Below are 18,787 nucleotides of genomic sequence, written 5' to 3' on the forward strand. Positions count from 1 at the left end.
GACATGGTGCGCTTTCGCGCCCGCGTATTCGGCGGGCGGGCGGACGATGGCGACACGCTGATGAAGGTGGCGGTCGCGAGCGGCCTCAACCTGCGCAGCGGGCCGGGCACGCAATTTGCCGCAAGCGAGCTGCTGCCGCTGGGCACATTGGTCGAACCGCTGGAGGTGGACGGCAACTGGCACCAGGTGAATGTGCTGGGCCCAGACGGCACCCCGCGCGCCACCGGCTGGGTGCATGGCGGCTTCCTGACGCCGGCGTGACGGGGCCAGCCTCCCCTCCCACAGGCGGGAGGGGCTTAGCGCTCAATCAAGCCCCTCCCCTTCAGGGGAGGGGTTGGGGAGGGGCCTAACCACCGGCGCCGCGCTCTGCTTAGACGCCCCACCTCCCGACCTCCTCCCCTGAAGGGGAGGAGGAGTGACCCTAAAGCGCCTCGATCCGGGTGAGGCCATGCCTCGCAAGCGCGGGGGCAAGCGCCTGCTCGTCCGCGCCCAGCCGGGTGAACACGGCAGTGCCCTCCCCCGCCGCCGCTGGCCAGCCCTGCCCGGCGGTCAGGTGCGCGATGCGGCGGGCGATGCCGGCGCTGCCATCGACGAAGCGGATCGGGCGCGGCGCGGCGGCGGCCAGTTCCGCCTCGACCAGCGGAAAATGGGTGCAGGCATTGACGACGACGTCGATCCGCTCCCCGCCCGGCTGGTCGAGCAGCCCGGCAAGCGCGGCGGCAAAGCGTTCGGGCGCCACTGCCTCCCCGCGCAGCCGCGCCTCGGCCGCGGCGACCAGATCGGCCGAGCCATGGCGCAGCACGAGACAGTCGCTGGCAAATTCGGCGGCCAGCCGGTCGACATAGGGCTGGCGCACGGTCGCCTCGGTGCCGAGCACGCCGATCGCGCGGGTGCGGCTGAGCAAGGCGGCCGGCTTGATCGCGGGCACGGTGCCGACCACCGGCAGGTCGAGCGCGGCGCGCACCACCGGCAGCGCGATGGTGGAGGCGGTGTTGCACGCAATCACGATGAGACGCGGGCGATAGCGCTCCGCCAGCCGGCCGAGCAGGGCGGGCACGCGCGCGGCAATTTCCGCCTCGCTTCGGGTGCCATAGGGAAAACCGGCCGAATCAGCGGCATAGACCAAGGGCGCCATCGGCATCAGCGCGCGCGCGGCGGCCAGCACCGACAGGCCACCCACGCCCGAATCGAAGAACAGCAAGGGGCGCGGATCGGCAGCGTCGGTCATCGCCCGGCGTCCTTGCCCGGGCGCGGCGCGCTTGGCAACGCCCCCGCCGGGTGGTTGCATGCGCCCAAGCGTGCGGCCTATGCTCAGCGCCAACGCTTTCTTCCCCGGGGGCCAGGAGCCATGAATGCCACGTTGATCGCGCTCGCCGGTGCGCTGCTGCTCGGCTATGCGCTGGGTTCGATTCCGTTCGGCCTGCTGCTGACGCGCGCGGCCGGCGAAGGCGACATCCGCCAGATCGGTTCGGGCAATATCGGCGCCACCAACGTGCTGCGCACCGGGCGCAAGGGGCTGGCGGCGGCCACGCTGCTGCTCGATCTGGCCAAGGGCTGGGCGGCGGTGGTGATTGCCGAGCGGCTATGGCCCGGCCATGCACCGGTCGCAGCCGCAGCGGCGTTCATCGGCCATTGCTACCCGGTCTGGCTGGGGTTCAAGGGCGGCAAGGGCGTGGCGACGCTGATGGGCATCGTGCTCGCGCTCCACCCGTTGAGCGCGCTGGTTTACGCAGTGGTGTGGCTGGGGATGCTGGCGGGCCTGCGCATTTCCTCGGCCGCGGGCATGCTGGCGGCGATCAGCGCGCCGGTGTCGGTCGCGCTGTTCGGCCGGTTCGATCTGGTGCTGCTGCTGATTGCGCTGGCGGCCATCGTGCTGTGGCGGCACCGCGCGAATATCGAGCGGTTGCTCGCCGGGCAGGAGCCGCGCATCGGCGGCAGCAAGGGGTGAGCGGCGCCGCGCCGGCGGAGCTGGCCGCGCATCTGCGGCTCATCCGCACCAATGGCATCGGCCCCGTCACCTATCGCCAGCTGATCGCGCGCTTCGGCAGTGCGGCAGCCGCGCTAGAGGCCGTGCCCCAGCTGGCGGCGCGCGGCGGCGGCCGGCCACCGGCCCTAGCAGACCCGCGCGCGGTGGAGCGCGAGATCGCGCGCGTGGCGGCGCTGGGCGGGCGCTATCTGCTGCTGGGCGCGGCGGACTATCCCGCCTTGCTTGCCGAGCTGGACAGCGCGCCGCCCGCGCTCATCGTGCAGGGGCGCGCAGAGCTTTACGCCGCGCCGATGGTGGCGATGGTCGGCGCGCGCAATGCCTCTGCCGCCGCTTGCCGCTTCGCGCGCGATCTGGCGCTGGCGCTGGCGGAGGCGGGCGTCACCGTCGTCTCTGGCCTGGCGCGCGGGATCGACACCGCCGCGCATCAGGGCGCGGGCGCGGCGACGATCGGCGTCATCGCCAGCGGCATCGACATTGCCTTTCCGCCCGAAAATGCCGCCCTGCAGGCGCGCATTGCCGAGGAGGCACTGCTGGTCGCCGAACAGCCGCCCGGCACCCAGCCGCTCGCCCGACATTTTCCCCAGCGCAACCGCATCATCGCCGGACTGGCGCTGGGCACGGTGGTGGTGGAGGCCGCACCCCGATCAGGCTCGCTGATCACCGCGCGGCTGGCGGGCGAGGCGGGGCGCGAGGTGATGGCGGTGCCCGGCAGCCCGGCCGATCCGCGCGCGCAAGGGTGCAACGCGCTGATCCGCGACGGCGCAACGCTCGTCCAGTCCGCCGCCGACATTCTGGAGCAGGTCCGCCCGCTTGACGCGCGGATGCTGCGCGCCCGGCCAAGCGGCTATGGCGCGCCGCCGGCCGAGGACGCGAGCGACGCCGAGCGGCAGCGGGTGACCGGCCTGCTGGGGCCGGTGCCGGTCGCGGTCGACGAACTGGTGCGCCAGTCGGGCATCGCGCCCGCCATCGTGCAGACCGTGCTGCTCGAGCTGGAACTGGCCGGCCGGCTGGAACGGCATGCAGGCGGGCGGGCATCGCTGATCGGGTGAGCGGGGTGAGGTTGCGCTGGCCAGAGACTACTGAGGAACCGTCACCCCGGGCTTGACCCGGGGTCCCGCTTTTTTCCCGCGGTCGCAAAGGCAGCGGGGCCCCGGATCAAGTCCGGGGCGACGGGATGGATCACTGGCGGAGAACCACCCCCGCTAGCACGCCACCAGCAGCGGGTAGAGCAGCGCGTTTTCGCGGGCGATGCGGGCGTCTAGGCGCGCCATCATTGCCCGGCTGTCTTCGACAAAACCCGCCCAGTCGGCGGCGATGCGCGCGGGCCGCCAGTGCAGCAGATAGAGGTTCCAGTCGCCGGTGAGATAATCATATTCGCAGCGCAGATGCATGCCGATGGCCGCCGCCGCCGGATCGGCCCCGCCGACCAGTTGCGGGTAAAGCTCGCTATCTTCGTGCGCGAGGTGCTCGGCCAGCGCCACGCGCAGCGCGCGCAGCCGGCCGAGCACCCGGCGCGGATTGGGCGCAGCAGGCTCCAGCAGCTGCCGCACCCCGGCAACGCGCCGCGCCAGCGCGTCGTGCTCGGCCCGCAGTCGCGCGGGGTCAGGTGACTGTTGTTCCATGGGTTAACGGATAACGTTTGCATCGTTAATGGCGCGCTAGCGCGACCGGGCGGGCCGGCGATCCGCAGCCCCGGATCGGGTACCCCCCTTGACGCGGTGCGGCATGCCTCCTCACCCTCGCGCGCGTAAGGGAGTCAATCGTGCAGCTTGTCATCGTCGAATCGCCCGCCAAGGCAAAGACCATCGAATCCTATCTGGGCCGCGATTATCGCGTGCTGGCCAGCTATGGCCATGTCCGCGACCTGCCGGCGAAGGACGGGTCGGTGAACCCGGATGACGGCTTTGCGATGGCGTGGGAAAATTACGCCGACAAGGCCAAGCAGCTCAAAGCCATCACCGATGCCGCGAAGGAGGCCGACCGGCTGATCCTGGCGACCGACCCCGACCGCGAGGGCGAGGCGATCAGCTGGCATGTGCAGGAAGTGCTGAAGAGCCGGCGCGCGCTGCCCAAACAGGTCGAGCGCGTCACCTTCAACGCCATCACCAAGGCCGCCGTCACCACCGCGATGGCGCATCCGCGCGCGCTCGACACCGATCTGATCGATGCCTATCGCGCGCGCCGGGCGCTCGATTATCTGGTCGGCTTCACGCTGTCGCCGGTGCTGTGGCGCAAGCTGCCCGGCGCCAAATCGGCCGGGCGGGTGCAGTCGGTCGCGCTGCGGCTGATCGTCGAGCGCGAGCGCGAGATCGAGGCGTTCCGCGCGCAGGAATATTGGAGCGTCACGGCCAGCCTGGAGCAGGACGGCACTCCCTTTGCCGCGCGGCTGGTGCGCTGGCGCGGCGACAAGCTCGACCGGCTGTCGATCGGCGACGGCACCACCGCCGAGGCGGCACGCGCCGATGTCGAGGCCGGCCGCTTCACCGTGGCCTCGGTGGAGACCAAGCCCGCCACCCGCAACCCGCCGCCGCCCTTCACCACCTCCACGCTGCAGCAGGAAGCGGCGCGCAAGCTGGGTTTCTCGGCCAGCCACACCATGCGAATCGCGCAAGGCCTGTATGAGGATGGCGCGATCACCTATATGCGCACCGACGGCGTGCAGATGGACGAAAGCGCCATTTCGGCGGCGCGCGCGGCGGTCGTCGCCCGCTATGACGGCGGCTATGTGCCCGACAAGCCGCGCCAATATCAGACCAAGGCGAAGAACGCGCAGGAAGCGCATGAGGCGATCCGCCCGACCGATTTCGGCCGCGAGCGTGCGGGCTCGGGCGACCATGCCCGGCTGTACGAGCTGATCTGGAAGCGCGCGCTCGCCAGCCAGATGGCAAGCGCCCGGCTGGAGCGCACTGTCGTCGAGCTGGAAGACGGCACCGGCCGCCATGCGCTGCGCGCGACCGGGCAGGTGGTGCTGTTTCCGGGCTATCTGGCGCTCTATGAAGAAGGCGCCGACGACGCGCAGGACGAGGAGGCACGCCGCCTGCCCCGGCTGCGCAGCGGCGATGCGCCCGCCAGGACGGCGGTTGCCGCCGAGCAGCATTTCACCCAGCCGCCGCCGCGCTTTTCCGAAGCGAGCCTCGTCAAGCGGCTGGAGGAGCTGGGGATCGGCCGCCCCTCCACCTATGCCGCGATCCTGCAGACGCTGAAGGACCGCGCCTATGTCCGCATCGAGAAGAACCGCTTCTTTGCCGAGGAAAGCGGCCGGTTGCTGACCGCGTTCCTGGAGCGCTTCTTCGAAAAATATGTGGAGTATGATTTTACGGCGGGCCTCGAGGAGGAGCTGGACGATGTGTCTGGCGGCCGCGCCGACTGGCAGGCGGTGCTGGCGGCGTTCTGGCGCGATTTCCAGCCGCGCACGGCCGAGGTGATGGCGTTCCAGCCGTCCGAAGTCACCGCCGCGCTCGATGCGTTTCTGGGCGACTATCTGTTCCCCGACACGGGCGATGGCAGCGATCCGCGCCTGTGCCCCAATTGCGGCGCCGGCCGGCTGGCGCTGCGCGGCGGGCGGTTCGGCGCGTTTGTCGCCTGCTCCAACTATCCCGAGTGCAAATTCACTCGCCGTTTCGCGCAAGGGGGCGAGCAGGGCGGCGGTGATGCCGGGCCGGAAGTGCTGGGCACCGATCCCGATACGGGGCTGGAGGTCAGCAAGCGCAGCGGCCGCTTCGGCCCCTATCTGCAGCTGGGCGAGGGCAAGGAGGCCAAGCGCGCCTCCATCCCGCGCGACCTGGCTGAGCCCGATCTGACGGCGGCGCTGAAGCTTTTGTCGCTGCCGCGCAGCATCGGCATGCACCCGGAAACCGGCAAGGAAATCACCGCCGCGATCGGCCGTTATGGCCCCTATCTGGCGCATGACGGCAAATATGCGCGCCTGTCGAGCACCGCCGAAGTGTTCGAAACCGGCATGAATGCGGCGGTCGTGAAGCTGGCCGAGGCAGCGGCCGGCGGCGGGCGCGCGGCACACGGCGCACCGGCGCCGCTGCGCGTGCTGGGCGCACATCCGCGCACCGAGGCCGAGCTGAAGCTGATGGCGGGCCGCTACGGCGCCTATGTCACCGACGGCACGACCAATGCGACGCTGCCCAAGACGATCGACAAGGACGCGCTGACGCTGGAGGAAGCCGCCCAGCTGATCGACGCGCGCGCGGCGGCGGCACCGGCCAAGAAGGGGAAGAAGGTCGCCGCGAAGAAGGCGGCGCCGAAGAAAGCGGCAAAGGCAGCGGCAAAGCCCGCGAAGAAACCCGCCGCCAAACCGCGCAAGGCCAAGGCCCCGGCCTGATCGACGGCCAGACCGGCCGGGACCGTTGCCATTGCCGTCATCCCGGGCTTGACCCGGGATCCCGCTTTTCTGCTGCAACGGCGCTGCTGGCGGTGGCGTGGAAAAAGGCAGCGGGACCCCGGCTCAAGGCCGGGGTGACGGGCTGTGTATGGCGATCGTCACGGCCCGCCGGGCCGGCTGTTGATGCGATGGCGCGACTGCCTTGCCGCGAGCGCCCGGGTGACGGATCGTAGCCCGGCGTCATCGCCGGCGCTGAATCTCAGGCGGCGCGGGCGCTGATCTGTTGGAGGAAGGCGCGGGCCTGGCGCTGGGCGTCGGCGATTTCGCGCGCCGTCATGTCTTCGGCGATGTCGCTGCGGCATTGCTGGGCGGCCGCGCTGCCCCAGACCGCCGCCAGGTTGAACCATTTATGGGCTTCGATCAGGTCGATATCGACCCCGCCCGCGCCCGAGGAATAGATCATCCCCAGGTCGTAACAGGCATTGCAATCACCGCGCGCTGCGTCCGCGATCCGGCTTTCGATCAGGAACGTCGCGCTCTTCAGGCTGTGTGCCATGGTCGCTACCCCTTTTGCCTCTCATGGCACGGGGTTTCGCCCACAAAGCTTAAAGATAGGGTTAATACGGTTAACCCTGTTCGGAATTTTGCAACGGAATATTGTCTATCAGGCGTGTGCCCGCGATGACGGCAGCGGCCAGCAGGCGCAGCGGCCGGCCCGGCCCGGTGGCGGGCTTCAGCGTTTCGGCATCGACCAGGCTGACATAATCGACGCGGTCGAACCCGGCGGCGATCAGCGCGTCATGCGCAGCGGCCAGCGCCTGCTCGGCCGGTGTGCCGCGCTCAATCGCGCGCGCCGCCACCCCCAGCGCCCGGGGCAGCGCCACCGCGCGGGCGCGATCTTCGCCTGCCAGATAGGCGTTGCGGGAGGACAGCGCGAGCCCGTCATCATCGCGCTGGGTGGGCACGCCGACAATCTCGATCCCGAAATCGAGATCGGCCACCAGCCGGCGGATGACGGCCAGCTGCTGAAAATCCTTCTCGCCGAACAGCGCGACATCGGGGCGCACCTGATTGAACAGCTTGGCGACGACAGTCGCGACCCCGTCGAAATGGCCGGGCCGGGCGGCGCCATCCAGCCCCTCGCTCACCCCGGCGACGCTGATATTGGTCGCGAACTCCGCTGGATACATCTGCTCGACCGGGGGCATCCACAGGATCGCCGCGCCTGCGTCCGCCAGCATGCGCGCATCCTGCAGCTCGCGCCGGGGATAGCGCGCCAGATCTTCGCTCGGCGCAAATTGGAGCGGGTTGACGAAGATCGAGGCGACCACCGCATCGGCCACGCGCTTGGCCGCCTCCACCAGCGCCATATGCCCGTCATGCAGCGCGCCCATGGTCGGCACCAGCGCGATGCGCGCGCCGTCTGCGCGCAAGGCAGACAGCTGGTCGCGAAGCTCGGTGAGATGACGGATGGTTTGCACGCGGTTAACGCCTTGGCTAGAGAACAGGACGGGCCTTCTATGGGGGCAGGCCCCGGCGATCAAGCTTGTGTGGCAAGGCGCTGTCCGGCTGACGGCCCAAGGGGTAAGGCGTTGAGTAAACCGCACATCATCGTGTTCGCGAACGAGAAGGGCGGCACCGGCAAATCGACCACCGCTGTCCATGTCGCGATTGCGCTGGCCGCCAAGGGCGCGCGCGTCGCCGCGCTGGACCTGGACCACCGCCAGCGCACGCTGGGACGCTATCTGGACAATCGCGCCGAGACGATCCGCCGGCTGGGCCGCGAGCTGCCGATGCCGCGCCACCTGACGCATGACGGCGAGAGCCTGCCGCGCTTTTCCGACCAGCTGGCCGAGCTGTCCCACGACACCGATTTCCTGGTGATCGACACGCCCGGCCGCGATGATCGCTTTGCCCGCATGGCCGCCCAGCGCGCCGACACGCTGGTGACGCCGATGAACGACAGTTTCGTCGATTTCGACCTGATCGGCCAGGTCGATCCGGTCAGCTACAAGGTCACCCGCCCCAGCTTCTATGCCGAACTGATCTGGGACGCGCGCAAGGCCCGCGCCAAGGCCGATGGCGCGACCATCGACTGGGTGGTGCTGCGCAACCGGCTGCAGCATATCGAGGCGCGCAACATGCGCCGCGTGTCCGAGGCGATGACGCAGCTGGCCAAGCGGATCGGCTTTCGCGTCATTCCCGGGCTTGGCGAGCGCGTCGTCTATCGCGAGCTGTTCCCCAAGGGGCTGACGATGATCGATTCGCGCGAATTCGGCGAAATGGGGCTGGGCCATGTCGCCGCGCGCCAGGAACTGCGCGAGATGATGGCCGCGCTCGGCCTGCCGGAGCCGGCGCTGCCGCTGTTTGCATGACGATCAAGTTCCTTGTCGCGGTGCTGGTCGCCTATCTGGGCTGGCGGCTGTGGCGCGGCCCGGCCCGGCGGCGGCCACGCCCGGCCACCGGCGGCGCGCCGCCCGCTGACCTCGGGCTTGACCGCACCCTGGCCGAGGCGCGCGCGCTGCTGGGCGTGCCGCCGGGCGCCGGGGCAGCCGAAATCCGCGCCGCGCATCGCCGGCTGATGGCCGATGCCCATCCCGATCGCGGCGGCACCACTGAACGCGCGCGCCAGTTGAACCTTGCGCGCGATGCCCTGCTTGGCGCACTGGGCGCCTGACCAAACCGATTCCAGGCGTTTTTTGGAGGCGTGATGACCCACCTGTTCAACCCGACGGCACTGCGCGAATATGATGTGCGCGGCATTGTCGGCAAAACCCTGTCGGCGGACGATGCGCGCGCGCTGGGCCGTGGCTTTGCCACCCGCATCCGCCGCGCCGGCGGCACCCGCGTGGCGGTGGGCTATGACGGGCGGCTGTCCTCACCCGCGCTGGAAGAAGCGCTGATCGACGGGCTCACCCGGTCGGGCGTGGACGTGGTGCGGATCGGCATGGGGCCGACGCCAATGCTCTATTTCGCCGAGGCGACGCTGGAAGTGGATGGCGGCATCCAGATAACCGGCAGCCATAATCCCGCCGATTATAATGGCTTCAAGATGGTCTTTCAGCACCGCCCGTTTTTTGGCGCGGACATTCAGGACCTGGGCCGCATGGCCGCCGAGGGCGACTGGGAAAGCGGCAATGGCGCGGTCGGCGAGGCCGATGTGATCGACGCCTATGTCGCCCGCCTGGTCGCCGGGTTCGACGGCGGCGCCTATCGCATCGGCTGGGACGCGGGCAACGGCGCCTCCGGCCCGGTGGTCGAGCGGCTGGCCAAGCTGCTGCCCGGCGAGCACCATCTGCTGTTCACCGATGTCGATGGGCATTTCCCGAACCACCATCCTGACCCGACCGAGGAAAAGAATCTGGCCGCGCTAAAGGCGCTGGTCGAGGAAAAGAGCCTCGATTTCGGACTGGCTTTCGATGGCGATGGCGACCGGATCGGCGCGATCGACGGCACCGGCCGGGTGATCTGGGGCGACCAGATCCTGTCCATTTTGGCGCAACCCGTGCTCGCCGAGCTGCCCGGCGCCACCATCATCGCCGATGTAAAGGCCAGCCAGGCACTGTTCGACCGCGTCGCCGAACTGGGCGGCACGCCGCTGATGTGGAAGACCGGGCACAGCCTGATCAAGACCAAGATGAAGGAAACCGGCAGCCCGCTGGCCGGCGAGATGAGCGGCCACATCTTCTTCGCGCATGATTTCTACGGCTTTGACGATGCGCATTACGCCGCCGTCCGCCTGATCCGCGCGATGCACGCCAGCGGCCGGTCGATGACCGAGCTGCGCGGCGCGATGCCGGCGCTGGTCAACACGCCCGAGCTGCGCTTCCAAGTCGACGAGACGCGCAAATTCGCGGTGATCGGCGAAGTGCTCGACCGGCTGGAAGCCGCCGGCGCCACCGTCAACCGCACCGATGGCGCGCGGGTGACGACGGCGGACGGCTGGTGGCTGCTGCGCGCGTCGAACACGCAGGACGTGCTGGTCGCACGCGCGGAGGCGACCTCGGCCGATGCGCTCGACCGGCTGCTGGCGATGATCGACGATCAGCTGGCGGCAAGCGGGCTGGCGCGCGGGCCGCAGGCGGCGCACTGAGCGCCGCCGGCTCAGCCCGGCAGGTCGCAGCGCAACCAGAATTTGCGGCGATTATAGACCATCGTCCCCACCCAGCCGCCCCCGGGCCGCGCCGGGCGCAGGACGAAGCGGGCAGCCAGGCGACCCGACCGGCCAAGCGTGTCGAAGCGCAGCTCGCCCGGTTGTCCGGGCTGCTGGCGAATGGCCTTTTCGGTGAACGTCCGGGCGTTGCGACGACGGCCCAGATGCACCTCGAACACATCGTAATCGCTGCCAAAGCTCAGCCACACCGGGGGCGTATCGCGCTTGCCGGTACATTGTGTGGCATAGGTTGCCATCGCCGGTGCCGCCGTCGCCAACAGCAGCGCGCCGGCGGCGGCCCGCGCAATCACCCCTGGCGCTCGCTCTTGGGCTGCACCACCCAGTTGCGCTTGGACAGCCGCTTCATCGGCACGCCGCAATATTCGCAATAGCTGAGATAGATGCTGTCCTTGGCCGGGCGATAGGCCCGCGCGTGCGAGCGGTGATGCACGCCGATCAGGCATTTGGCGCGGCCGACAATCCATTTGAACATCGCACTTCCCCCGAGCGCGCACCGCACGCCCAATTCTTGCGTTAGCGTAACGATGCTGCCGAGGCTTGGCTAGAGGCTGGCATTCGGCGCCCGAAGCGTTCAGGGAGGAGCGCATGGCTGCCCCGAGCATCATTCGCGTCATCGATCTGGAAACGACCGGCCAGGCGCCGCCCGCGCATGGCGTGTGCGAGATTGGCTGGCAGGATGTGGCGCTGGGCGCCGACGAGCGCTGGGCGCTGCATGGCGAGGGCGGCGCGCTCTATGTCCATCCCGGGCGGCCGATTCCCGCGCTTACCCAGGCCATCCACCATATCCGCGACGAGGATGTGGCACAGGCGCCGCTGTGGCACGATGTCGCGCGCCGGGTGCTCGATCCGTGGCCGCGCCGGCTGGCGCTGGCCGCGCATCATGCCGATTTCGAGCAGCAATTCTGCACCCCCTCGCTCACCCATGGCGCGGACTGGATCTGCACGTGGAAATGCGCGCTGAGACTCTGGCCCGAATCGCCCAGCTTCTCCAACCAGGTGCTGCGCTACTGGCGGCGGCCCGACGGGCTGGAGCATGAACGCGGCCTGCCCGCGCACCGCGCCTTTCCCGATGCCTATGTCACCGCGCACCATCTGCGCGACATGCTGAACACGGTCACCGCCGATCAGCTGATCGCCTGGTCGCAGCTGCCCGGCCTGTTGCCGCGCGTGCGTTCCGGCCCCGATCGCGGCAAGGGCTGGGACGAGATCGACGACGAGGCGCTGGCCGCCTTCGCGCGCGAACGCGACCCCGATGTGCGCTATACCGCCGAACAGGAAATCGCCCGCCGCCATGGCGGCGGCACCCGCCGGCCAGACCCGCAGGCCTTGCTGCTGTAGCGTTGGTTTCGGTTGGGCTGAAACCGTCCCGGTCCCCGTCCCCGTTCCGGCCCGCTCCCTCACTCGATCGCCCATCGGCACTATCATGTGGGTGGTCGGGTGGGGGTGCGAGCTGGTGCCGCTTCAACTTGCAGGCTGGCACAAGCGATCCGCCCATGGTTGCGACGGCGCGCATTTTGCGCTATCGGCACGCGCCGTCGCAGGCCTTTCCTGCACAAACCGGAGTAAGTGGATTGCTGTACCGCATGGCTTTGCCAGGCACGGGCAGCTGCATCCGTTCCCTGCCGTAACCGCCCGTCTACCGGGCGGCGCTGCGGGGGCCGAATGGATCAGCCGCCCGCAGCCAAAATCAACGGACAAGCGCTGAGCGCCGCGCCGGTCAACCGGCGTGCGCCACGCCGCGCGAACGGATGCGATTGAAATGAACGAATGGATGATTGCCCGGCGCGTTGCGCGCCGGATCGGCGTGCCGACCGAGGCGCGCCTGAAGGGGGCACTGAACGACTGGGCGGCAACCCATGCCGACTGGCTGGGCCTGGGCGAAAGCCAGGATTGGGCAGCGGCGTGCGACGCGCTGGCGCGCGATGAAGCGGGCGAAACCCCGCACGTCCTGGCGCTAGCCGATGTACTGGCGCAGGTCCTGCAGCTCGATCCGCTCGATGCGGCGCTGCTGCAGCTGTTCGTCGCGATGGACCGCCTGCCCCGCCTTGCCGGTCTGGCCAGGCTGTGGACCGACCATGGCCGCGACATCGTGCCGCTGGTCGGCGAGCTGGCGGGCGCTGCGGCCGTCGATGCGGACCGGATGGTCCGGCGCAGCGCGGCGGTGCGGCTCGGCCTTGTCGGCTTCTACGCCACCCGCCAGGGCGCGATCGAGCTCGACATCAGGTGGCCGCTGGAGCGGCTGCTCGACCAGGCCGTGGCCGACCATGGCTCGGTGGTCGCCACGCTGATCGGCCCGCCCCAGCGCGCGCGGCTGACGCTCGACGATTTCGCGCATCTGCCGGAGGCGTGCTTTCTGGTCCGGCTGTTGCGCGGCGCCGTTGCCGAGCGGGCGGCGGGCGTCAACATTCTGATCCACGGCCCGCCGGGCACGGGCAAGACCGAGCTGGCCTGCACGCTGGCGGCGGCCGCCGGCCTGTCGCTCCATGGCGTCGGCGAGGCGGATGACGACGGCACGGAACCGACCCGCTTCGACCGGGTGAGCGCGCTGCACCTTGCCCAGCGCGCGCTGGCGCCGGCGGCCGGGGCCGTGCTGCTGTTCGACGAGATGGAGGACCTGATCGGCGACGCGTCGCCCAGCGGGGGCGACTGGGTTTCGCGGCGGCAGGGCAGCAAGGTGTTCGTCAACCGGCTGCTGGAGACCAACGCCGTGCCGGTGATCTGGACGACCAACGCGATCGGCAATGTCGATGCAGCGATCCTGCGGCGGATGAGCTTTGTCGTGAAGCTGGGGCTGCCCTCTCCGCGCACGGCGCGGCGCATAATGGCGCGCGTGTCGGCCGAAGAGGGGGTGGCGATGCACCCGGATGTGGAGACGCTGCTCGACCGGGCGCCGGAAACGGCCACCGTGCTGCGCGTGGCGAGCCGGGCGGCGCGGCTTGCCGGCGAAGCCGATGGCGGCGCGGGTGCGGCGGCCACGCTGGTGCGCGCGCTGCGCGGGTCAGACCTGCCGGTCGATCTGGGCGCGCCGGTTGACCTTGACCTGTTCGAGACCGACCTGCCGCTTGCCCCGCTGGTCGAACGCCTCGTCGCGACCGGCGCCACCGATGTCTCGCTGCTGCTGACGGGGCCGCCCGGCACGGGCAAGACGGCGCTGGCGCATCATCTGGCCCGCGCGATCGACCGGCCGCTGGTGGTGAAGCGGGCGTCGGACCTGCTGTCGCGCTGGGTCGGCGGCACCGAGCGGGCGATCGCCGACACCTTTGCCGAGGCGCGCGACCATGGCCATGTGCTGCTGTTCGACGAGGTGGATTCGCTGCTGTTCGACCGGACCGGCGCCGCCCAGTCATGGGAGGCCGGCCAGGTCAACGAGATGCTGACCTGGCTCGATCGCCACCCGCTGCCGGTGATTGCCGCCACCAACCACGCCCACCGGCTCGATCCGGCCGCGTTGCGCCGCTTCGTGTTCAAGATCGACCTGGCAGCGCTTGGCCCCGAACGGGCGGCAACGGCGTTCGAGCGGCATTTCGACCTGGCCGCGCCGGCGTCGCTCGGCCAGCTCGCCAACCTGACGCCGGGAGACTTCGCCGCCGTCAAGCGCCAGCTGCGCCACGCCCCGGCGAACAGCGCGGAGGACATCGTCGAGCGGCTCGCGCGGGAGGCCGGCTGGCGCCCCGCGCGCGGCCGGCTGGGGTTCTGATCGGGGTGACCGCCGGCACCGGTGAATTGACCTGCGTCAATGCGGGTGCCGGCGGCGTGGCGGATGTTCAATGTGGCGAGCTGTTCGAAGAAAAGGCGGCACGGCGATGCGGATCCTGTTCATCCACCCCAACTATCATTCCGGCGGCGCGGAAATTGCGGGCAACTGGCCCCCGGCCTGGGCCGCCTATCTGACCGGCGCGCTCAGAAAGGCCGGGTTCGACGACATCGTCTTCATCGATGCGATGACGCACCATATCGACGATGACCGGCTGCGCACGATGATTGCCGAGGCGCAGCCCGACATTGTCGGCACCACTGCGATCACACCCGCCATCTACACCGCCGAACGCGTGCTGAAGATGGCAAAGGACGTGGTGCCGCAGGCGATGACGCTGCTGGGCGGCGTCCACGGCACCTTCATGTACCGCCAGGTGCTGGCAGAGGCGCCATGGATCGACGCGATCGCGCGCGGCGAGGGCGAGGAGATCATGGTGGCGCTGGCGCGTGCGGTGGCCGACGGGCGCTGGCCGGCCGCGCGCAGCACCATCAACGGCATTGCCTATCTGGAAGACGGCATGGTCGTTGCCACGCCGGCGGCGCCAACGATCAAGGACATTGACAGCATCACCGCCGACTGGAGCATTCTGGACTGGCCGAAATACAACTACATCCCGCTCGGCACGCGGGTGGCCATCCCCAACATGGCACGGGGCTGCCCGTTCACCTGCTCCTTCTGCTCGCAGTGGAAATTCTGGCGCGATTATCGCGTGCGCGATCCGCGGCTGGTGGTGGACGAGATCGAAGGGCTGATGCGCGACCATGGCGTCGGCTTCTTCATCCTTGCCGACGAGGAGCCGACGATCAACCGCAAGAAGTTCGTCGCCTTTTGCGAAGAGCTTATCCGCCGCGACCTGGGCATCCTGTGGGGCATCAACACCCGCGTCACCGACATTCTGCGCGACGAGGAGCTACTGCCGCTCTATCGCAAGGCGGGGCTTGTCCATGTCTCGCTCGGCACGGAGGCAGCCGCGCAGCTGAAGCTCGACCTGTTCAACAAGGAAACCACCGTCGCCGACAACAAGCGCGCGATCGAGCTGCTGCGCCGCGCCGGCATCGTCGTCGAGGCGCAGTTCATCGTCGGGCTGGAGAATGAGACCGCCGAGACGCTGGAGGAAACCTATCGCATGGCGTGCGACTGGAAGCCCGATCTGGCCAACTGGTCGATGTATACCCCCTGGCCGTTCAGCGACCTGTTCAAGGAGCTGGGCGACAAGGTCGAGGTGTTCGATTACGAAAAATACAATTTCGTCACCCCGATCATGAAACCGCAGGCGATGGAGCGCGGCGAACTGCTCGACCGGGTGATGAACAATTACCGCCGCTTCTACATGAAGAAGGCGCTGTTCCATTATCCCTGGGCAGGGTCGGGCGCACGGCGGCGCTATCTGCTCGGCTGCCTGAAGGCCTATATGCGCGCCGGGTTCAAGCGCCAATTCTATGATCTTGGCAAGGTTGATTATTGGGGCCCGCAAAGCCGCAAGAAGGTGCACTTCGATTTCGACCGGAGCCGCACGCGCGCGGCCGACGACGATGTCGAATGGCAGGCCAGCCCCAGCCGCAAGCGCGCGCCCGTGCCGGCGGCCGCGGCGCTGGCCTGTGGCGGCGGCAAGGAGCAGCTGACGGACATGGGCAATGGCGACGCGCGCGGCTGAACCCCGCGTCGCGCTGATCGGCCCCAACGCGATCACGCGGATTGCCGAGGCGCTGACCACCGGCCATGGCATTGCCGAGACGCAGGCGGTGTTCGCCCGCGCGCGCATTGCCCATTATATTGATACGCCGCCCCGGGTGATGGTGCCCGAGGATGATTTTGCCGCGCTGTATGGCGCGCTGTTCGCCGCAGTGCCGCTGGCGCAGGCACAGGCGGTTGCGCGCCGCGCCGGCACGCTGACCGGCGATTATCTGCTGCGCCACCGCATCCCGCGCGTGCTGCAATGGCTGTTGCCGCTATTGCCCCCGGCCTGGGGCGCGGCGCTGCTGGCGCGGGCAATCAGCCGCCACGCCTGGACCTTTGCCGGCAGCGGCAGCTTTGACTGGCGTCGCGCCGGCGACGGGTTGCAGCTGACCATTACCGGCTCGCCGGCGTGCCGGCATCTTCATGTGCAGGACCCGGCCTGCGGCTATTTCGCGGCAACTTTTGCGCGCATCTTCTCGGGCGTGCTCGGCCGCGCCGTGACGGTAACCGAGCATCACTGCGCAGCCGCCGGCGCCGATTGCTGCCGCTTCAATCTGCGCTGGCAAGGCGGCCGGCGGCACCAGTCTCAAAACTAAGCAAATTTCCGAATTTCGGGCGAGCCGCGCTTTGACGAAAATCAAGGTCGCCGCCCGGCCATGGGGCCATGCTGGGCAGGTCCAGCAAGAAGGGTGGGGCAATGAATTCTACGGTCACGCGTTCCGGGATGTGGTTGGTGCTGGCGGTTGCCGCGCTTGCCGCCGCGCGGGCGGCCGCCGACTGGGGCTTTGCGGTGCACATGTCGATCGCCGCGATCGCCGCGCTGCTGGCCGCCGGGGCAACGGTTGCGGGGCTGGGCACCGAGCGCGAGGGCGCACAGACCGCCAGCCGTTATTACGACCAGGTCATCCGCTGGGGGGTGATCGCGACCCTGTTCTGGGGCGTCGCGGGCTTTACGGTGGGCCTGTTCATCGCGCTGCAGCTGGCCTTTCCGCAGCTGAACTTCTCCACCGAATTCACCACTTTCGGGCGGCTGCGCCCGCTCCACACCTCGGCGGTGATCTTCGCGTTCGGCGGCAATGCGCTGCTCGCGACCAGCTTCTACATCGTTCAGCGCACCTGCCGTGCAAGGCTGTTCGCGCCGGCGCTCGCCCGCTTCGTGTTCTGGGGATATCAGCTGTTCATCGTGCTGGCGGCGACCGGCTATCTGCTCGGCATTACCGAGGGCCGCGAATATGCCGAGCCCGAATGGTATGTCGACATCTGGCTGACGATCGTCTGGGTCAGCTATCTGCTGGTCTTTGCCGGCACCCTGCTGAAGCGGGCGGAACCGCACATCTATGTCGCCAACTGGTTCTTCCTGGCGTTCATCATCACAGTGGCGATGCTGCACCTGGTCAACAACCTGGCGGTGCCGGTGTCGTTCCTGGGGTCGAAATCCTATTCGGCCTTTTCGGGCGTGCAGGATGCGCTGACCCAGTGGTGGTATGGCCATAACGCGGTCGGCTTTTTCCTGACGGCGGGCTTTCTGGGCATCATGTATTATTTCGTGCCCAAACAGGCCGAGCGGCCGATCTACAGCTATCGGCTGTCGATCGTGCATTTCTGGAGCCTGATCTTCCTCTATATCTGGGCCGGGCCGCACCACCTTCACTATACCGCGCTGCCCGACTGGGCGCAGACGCTGGGCATGGTGTTCTCGATCATGCTGTGGATGCCGAGCTGGGGCGGCATGATCAACGGGCTGATGACGCTGAACGGCGCGTGGGACAAGGTGCGCACCGACCCGCTGATCCGCATGTTCGTGCTGTCGCTCGCCTTTTACGGGATGAGCACCTTCGAAGGGCCGATGATGTCGATCAAGTCGGTCAACAGCCTGACGCACTATAGCGACTGGACGATCGGCCATGTCCATTCGGGCGCGCTGGGGTGGAACGGCATGATCACCTTTGCCGCGCTCTACTATATGGCGCCGCGGCTATGGGGCCGCCAGCGGCTCTATTCGCTGCGCATGGTCAACTGGCACTTCTGGCTCGCGACGCTGGGCATCGTTCTCTACACCGCGTCGATGTGGGTGTCGGGGATGACCCAGGGCCTGATGTGGCGCGAATATGGCGCCGATGGCTATCTCGTCTATTCCTTTGCGGAGGTCGTGCAGGCGCTGCACCCCTTCTACCTGATGCGGGCCACCGGCGGGCTGCTTTATCTGGCGGGCGCGGCGGTGATGGTCGTCAACATCTGGATGACGGTCGCCGGCCGGCTGCGCGACGAGGCGCCACTTACCGAAACCCCGTTCGATGCAGGCCGCGACCGGCCGCTCGTTCCCGCCGAATAAGGAAGCACCGACATGGCAACCGGCCTTCTCCATCGCCACAAGCTTATCGAGCGCAACGTCACGCTGCTCGGCGCGCTGGCGCTGGTCACCGTGGCGATCGGCGGCATCGTCGAAATCGCGCCGCTGTTCTGGATCCAGTCGACCGTCACCAGGGTCGATGGCGTGCGCCCCTATACCCCGCTCGAGCTGGCCGGGCGCGACATCTATATCCGCGAAGGCTGTTATGGTTGCCACAGCCAGATGGTGCGCCCGTTCCGCGACGAGGTGGAACGCTATGGCCATTACAGCCTGGCCGCCGAAAGCATGTATGATCACCCGTTCCAATGGGGATCAAAGCGCACCGGGCCGGACCTGGCGCGCGTCGGCGGGCGCTATTCCGACGAATGGCATGTCCAGCACATGAAGGCGCCGCAGGAAGTGGTGCCGGAATCGATCATGCCGCCCTATGCCTTCCTTGCCGAGCGGCCGCTGGACGGCAAGGCGATGGCCGCGCATCTGGTTGCGCTGCGCCGGGTGGGCGTTCCCTA

The 18,787-nt window shown here is 68.8% G+C and carries 19 protein-coding genes; 13 read left to right on the forward strand and 6 right to left on the reverse strand.

Annotated elements, in window-relative coordinates:
• Nucleotides 1–261: SH3 domain-containing protein (locus K2Y03_RS04340; RefSeq protein ID WP_294088554.1), on the forward strand; the 261-nt coding region annotated here is incomplete at its 5' end.
• Nucleotides 262–421: 160 nt separating this feature from the next.
• Here the strand turns inward: K2Y03_RS04340 and murI are convergent.
• Nucleotides 422–1,228, reverse strand: a complete 807-nt coding sequence (murI, locus tag K2Y03_RS04345) for a glutamate racemase (RefSeq protein WP_294088555.1) — start codon at nt 1,226–1,228, stop codon at nt 422–424.
• Nucleotides 1,229–1,348: 120 nt separating this feature from the next.
• Here murI and plsY point away from each other — a divergent pair, with 120 nt between their 5' ends.
• On the forward strand, nt 1,349–1,948 hold the full coding sequence (plsY, locus tag K2Y03_RS04350; RefSeq protein ID WP_294088556.1) for a glycerol-3-phosphate 1-O-acyltransferase PlsY: 600 nt from the start codon (nt 1,349–1,351) through the stop codon (nt 1,946–1,948).
• On the forward strand, nt 1,945–3,036 hold the full coding sequence (gene dprA / locus K2Y03_RS04355) for a DNA-processing protein DprA (protein WP_294088559.1): 1,092 nt from the start codon (nt 1,945–1,947) through the stop codon (nt 3,034–3,036). The genes plsY and dprA overlap by 4 nt, the downstream gene beginning before the upstream one ends.
• Nucleotides 3,037–3,189: 153 nt before the next feature.
• On the opposite strand, the gene K2Y03_RS04360 is transcribed toward dprA, so the two are convergent.
• Nucleotides 3,190–3,609 (reverse strand): hemerythrin domain-containing protein, encoded by a 420-nt coding sequence (locus tag K2Y03_RS04360; protein WP_294088560.1) that lies wholly within the window; start codon nt 3,607–3,609, stop codon nt 3,190–3,192.
• A gap of 140 nt (nt 3,610–3,749) precedes the next feature.
• On the opposite strand from K2Y03_RS04360, the gene topA reads away from it, so the two are divergent.
• Nucleotides 3,750–6,320 carry a type I DNA topoisomerase gene (topA, locus tag K2Y03_RS04365; protein WP_294088562.1) on the forward strand — a complete coding sequence of 857 codons (2,571 nt, stop codon included), beginning with the start codon at nt 3,750–3,752 and terminating at the stop codon, nt 6,318–6,320.
• A gap of 259 nt (nt 6,321–6,579) precedes the next feature.
• Here topA and K2Y03_RS04370 read toward each other — a convergent pair whose 3' ends face one another.
• A complete protein-coding gene (locus K2Y03_RS04370) occupies nt 6,580–6,876 on the reverse strand; it encodes an SEL1-like repeat protein (protein WP_294088565.1) in 297 nt (98 codons plus the stop codon).
• Between the two features lie 70 nt (nt 6,877–6,946).
• Complete coding sequence (gene panC, locus K2Y03_RS04375) at nt 6,947–7,801, reverse strand: pantoate--beta-alanine ligase (RefSeq protein ID WP_294088566.1); 855 nt, start codon at nt 7,799–7,801, stop codon at nt 6,947–6,949.
• Nucleotides 7,802–7,912: 111 nt separating this feature from the next.
• Here panC and K2Y03_RS04380 point away from each other — a divergent pair, with 111 nt between their 5' ends.
• Genes K2Y03_RS04380 through pgmG form a run of 3 tightly spaced genes read left to right on the forward strand, consistent with a single transcriptional unit; the run spans nt 7,913 to nt 10,413 of the window.
• Nucleotides 7,913–8,695: a division plane positioning ATPase MipZ gene (locus K2Y03_RS04380; RefSeq protein WP_294088567.1), complete on the forward strand. Its 783-nt coding sequence runs from the start codon at nt 7,913–7,915 to the stop codon at nt 8,693–8,695.
• Nucleotides 8,692–8,997 (forward strand): J domain-containing protein, encoded by a 306-nt coding sequence (locus K2Y03_RS04385; RefSeq protein ID WP_294088569.1) that lies wholly within the window; start codon nt 8,692–8,694, stop codon nt 8,995–8,997. Before K2Y03_RS04380 ends, K2Y03_RS04385 begins: the two co-directional genes overlap by 4 nt.
• A 33-nt stretch (nt 8,998–9,030) precedes the next feature.
• Entirely contained in the window at nt 9,031–10,413 is a 1,383-nt protein-coding gene (pgmG, locus tag K2Y03_RS04390) for a phosphoglucomutase/phosphomannomutase PgmG (protein WP_294088571.1), read from the forward strand.
• 11 nt (nt 10,414–10,424) lie between these two features.
• Here pgmG and K2Y03_RS04395 read toward each other — a convergent pair whose 3' ends face one another.
• Nucleotides 10,425–10,784 (reverse strand): hypothetical protein, encoded by a 360-nt coding sequence (locus K2Y03_RS04395; RefSeq protein WP_294088572.1) that lies wholly within the window; start codon nt 10,782–10,784, stop codon nt 10,425–10,427.
• Nucleotides 10,781–10,966, reverse strand: coding sequence for a hypothetical protein (locus K2Y03_RS04400; RefSeq protein WP_294088574.1), 186 nt, complete (start codon nt 10,964–10,966; stop codon nt 10,781–10,783). The genes K2Y03_RS04395 and K2Y03_RS04400 overlap by 4 nt, the downstream gene beginning before the upstream one ends.
• Nucleotides 10,967–11,079: 113 nt before the next feature.
• Here K2Y03_RS04400 and K2Y03_RS04405 point away from each other — a divergent pair, with 113 nt between their 5' ends.
• The 6 genes from K2Y03_RS04405 to ccoO all read left to right on the forward strand — a co-directional run.
• The gene (locus tag K2Y03_RS04405; RefSeq protein ID WP_294088575.1) at nt 11,080–11,832 is read left to right on the forward strand and encodes an exonuclease domain-containing protein; all 753 of its coding nucleotides are present in this window, start codon (nt 11,080–11,082) and stop codon (nt 11,830–11,832) included.
• Between the two features lie 421 nt (nt 11,833–12,253).
• The gene (locus K2Y03_RS04410) at nt 12,254–14,191 is read left to right on the forward strand and encodes an AAA family ATPase (RefSeq protein ID WP_294088577.1); all 1,938 of its coding nucleotides are present in this window, start codon (nt 12,254–12,256) and stop codon (nt 14,189–14,191) included.
• A 106-nt stretch (nt 14,192–14,297) separates the two neighbouring features.
• Nucleotides 14,298–15,905: a magnesium-protoporphyrin IX monomethyl ester anaerobic oxidative cyclase gene (gene bchE / locus K2Y03_RS04415; RefSeq protein ID WP_294088579.1), complete on the forward strand. Its 1,608-nt coding sequence runs from the start codon at nt 14,298–14,300 to the stop codon at nt 15,903–15,905.
• Nucleotides 15,886–16,524, forward strand: coding sequence for a bacteriochlorophyll 4-vinyl reductase (bchJ, locus tag K2Y03_RS04420; RefSeq protein WP_294088581.1), 639 nt, complete (start codon nt 15,886–15,888; stop codon nt 16,522–16,524). The genes bchE and bchJ overlap by 20 nt, the downstream gene beginning before the upstream one ends.
• Nucleotides 16,525–16,625: 101 nt before the next feature.
• Complete coding sequence (ccoN, locus tag K2Y03_RS04425) at nt 16,626–18,260, forward strand: cytochrome-c oxidase, cbb3-type subunit I (RefSeq protein ID WP_294088583.1); 1,635 nt, start codon at nt 16,626–16,628, stop codon at nt 18,258–18,260.
• A gap of 12 nt (nt 18,261–18,272) precedes the next feature.
• Nucleotides 18,273–18,787 (forward strand): cytochrome-c oxidase, cbb3-type subunit II (ccoO, locus tag K2Y03_RS04430; protein WP_294088585.1); only part of this gene is annotated, 515 nt, incomplete at its 3' end.

The organism is Sphingomonas sp. (assembly GCF_019746015.1).
In the GTDB taxonomy this organism is placed as follows: Bacteria; Pseudomonadota; Alphaproteobacteria; order Sphingomonadales; family Sphingomonadaceae; genus Sphingomonas.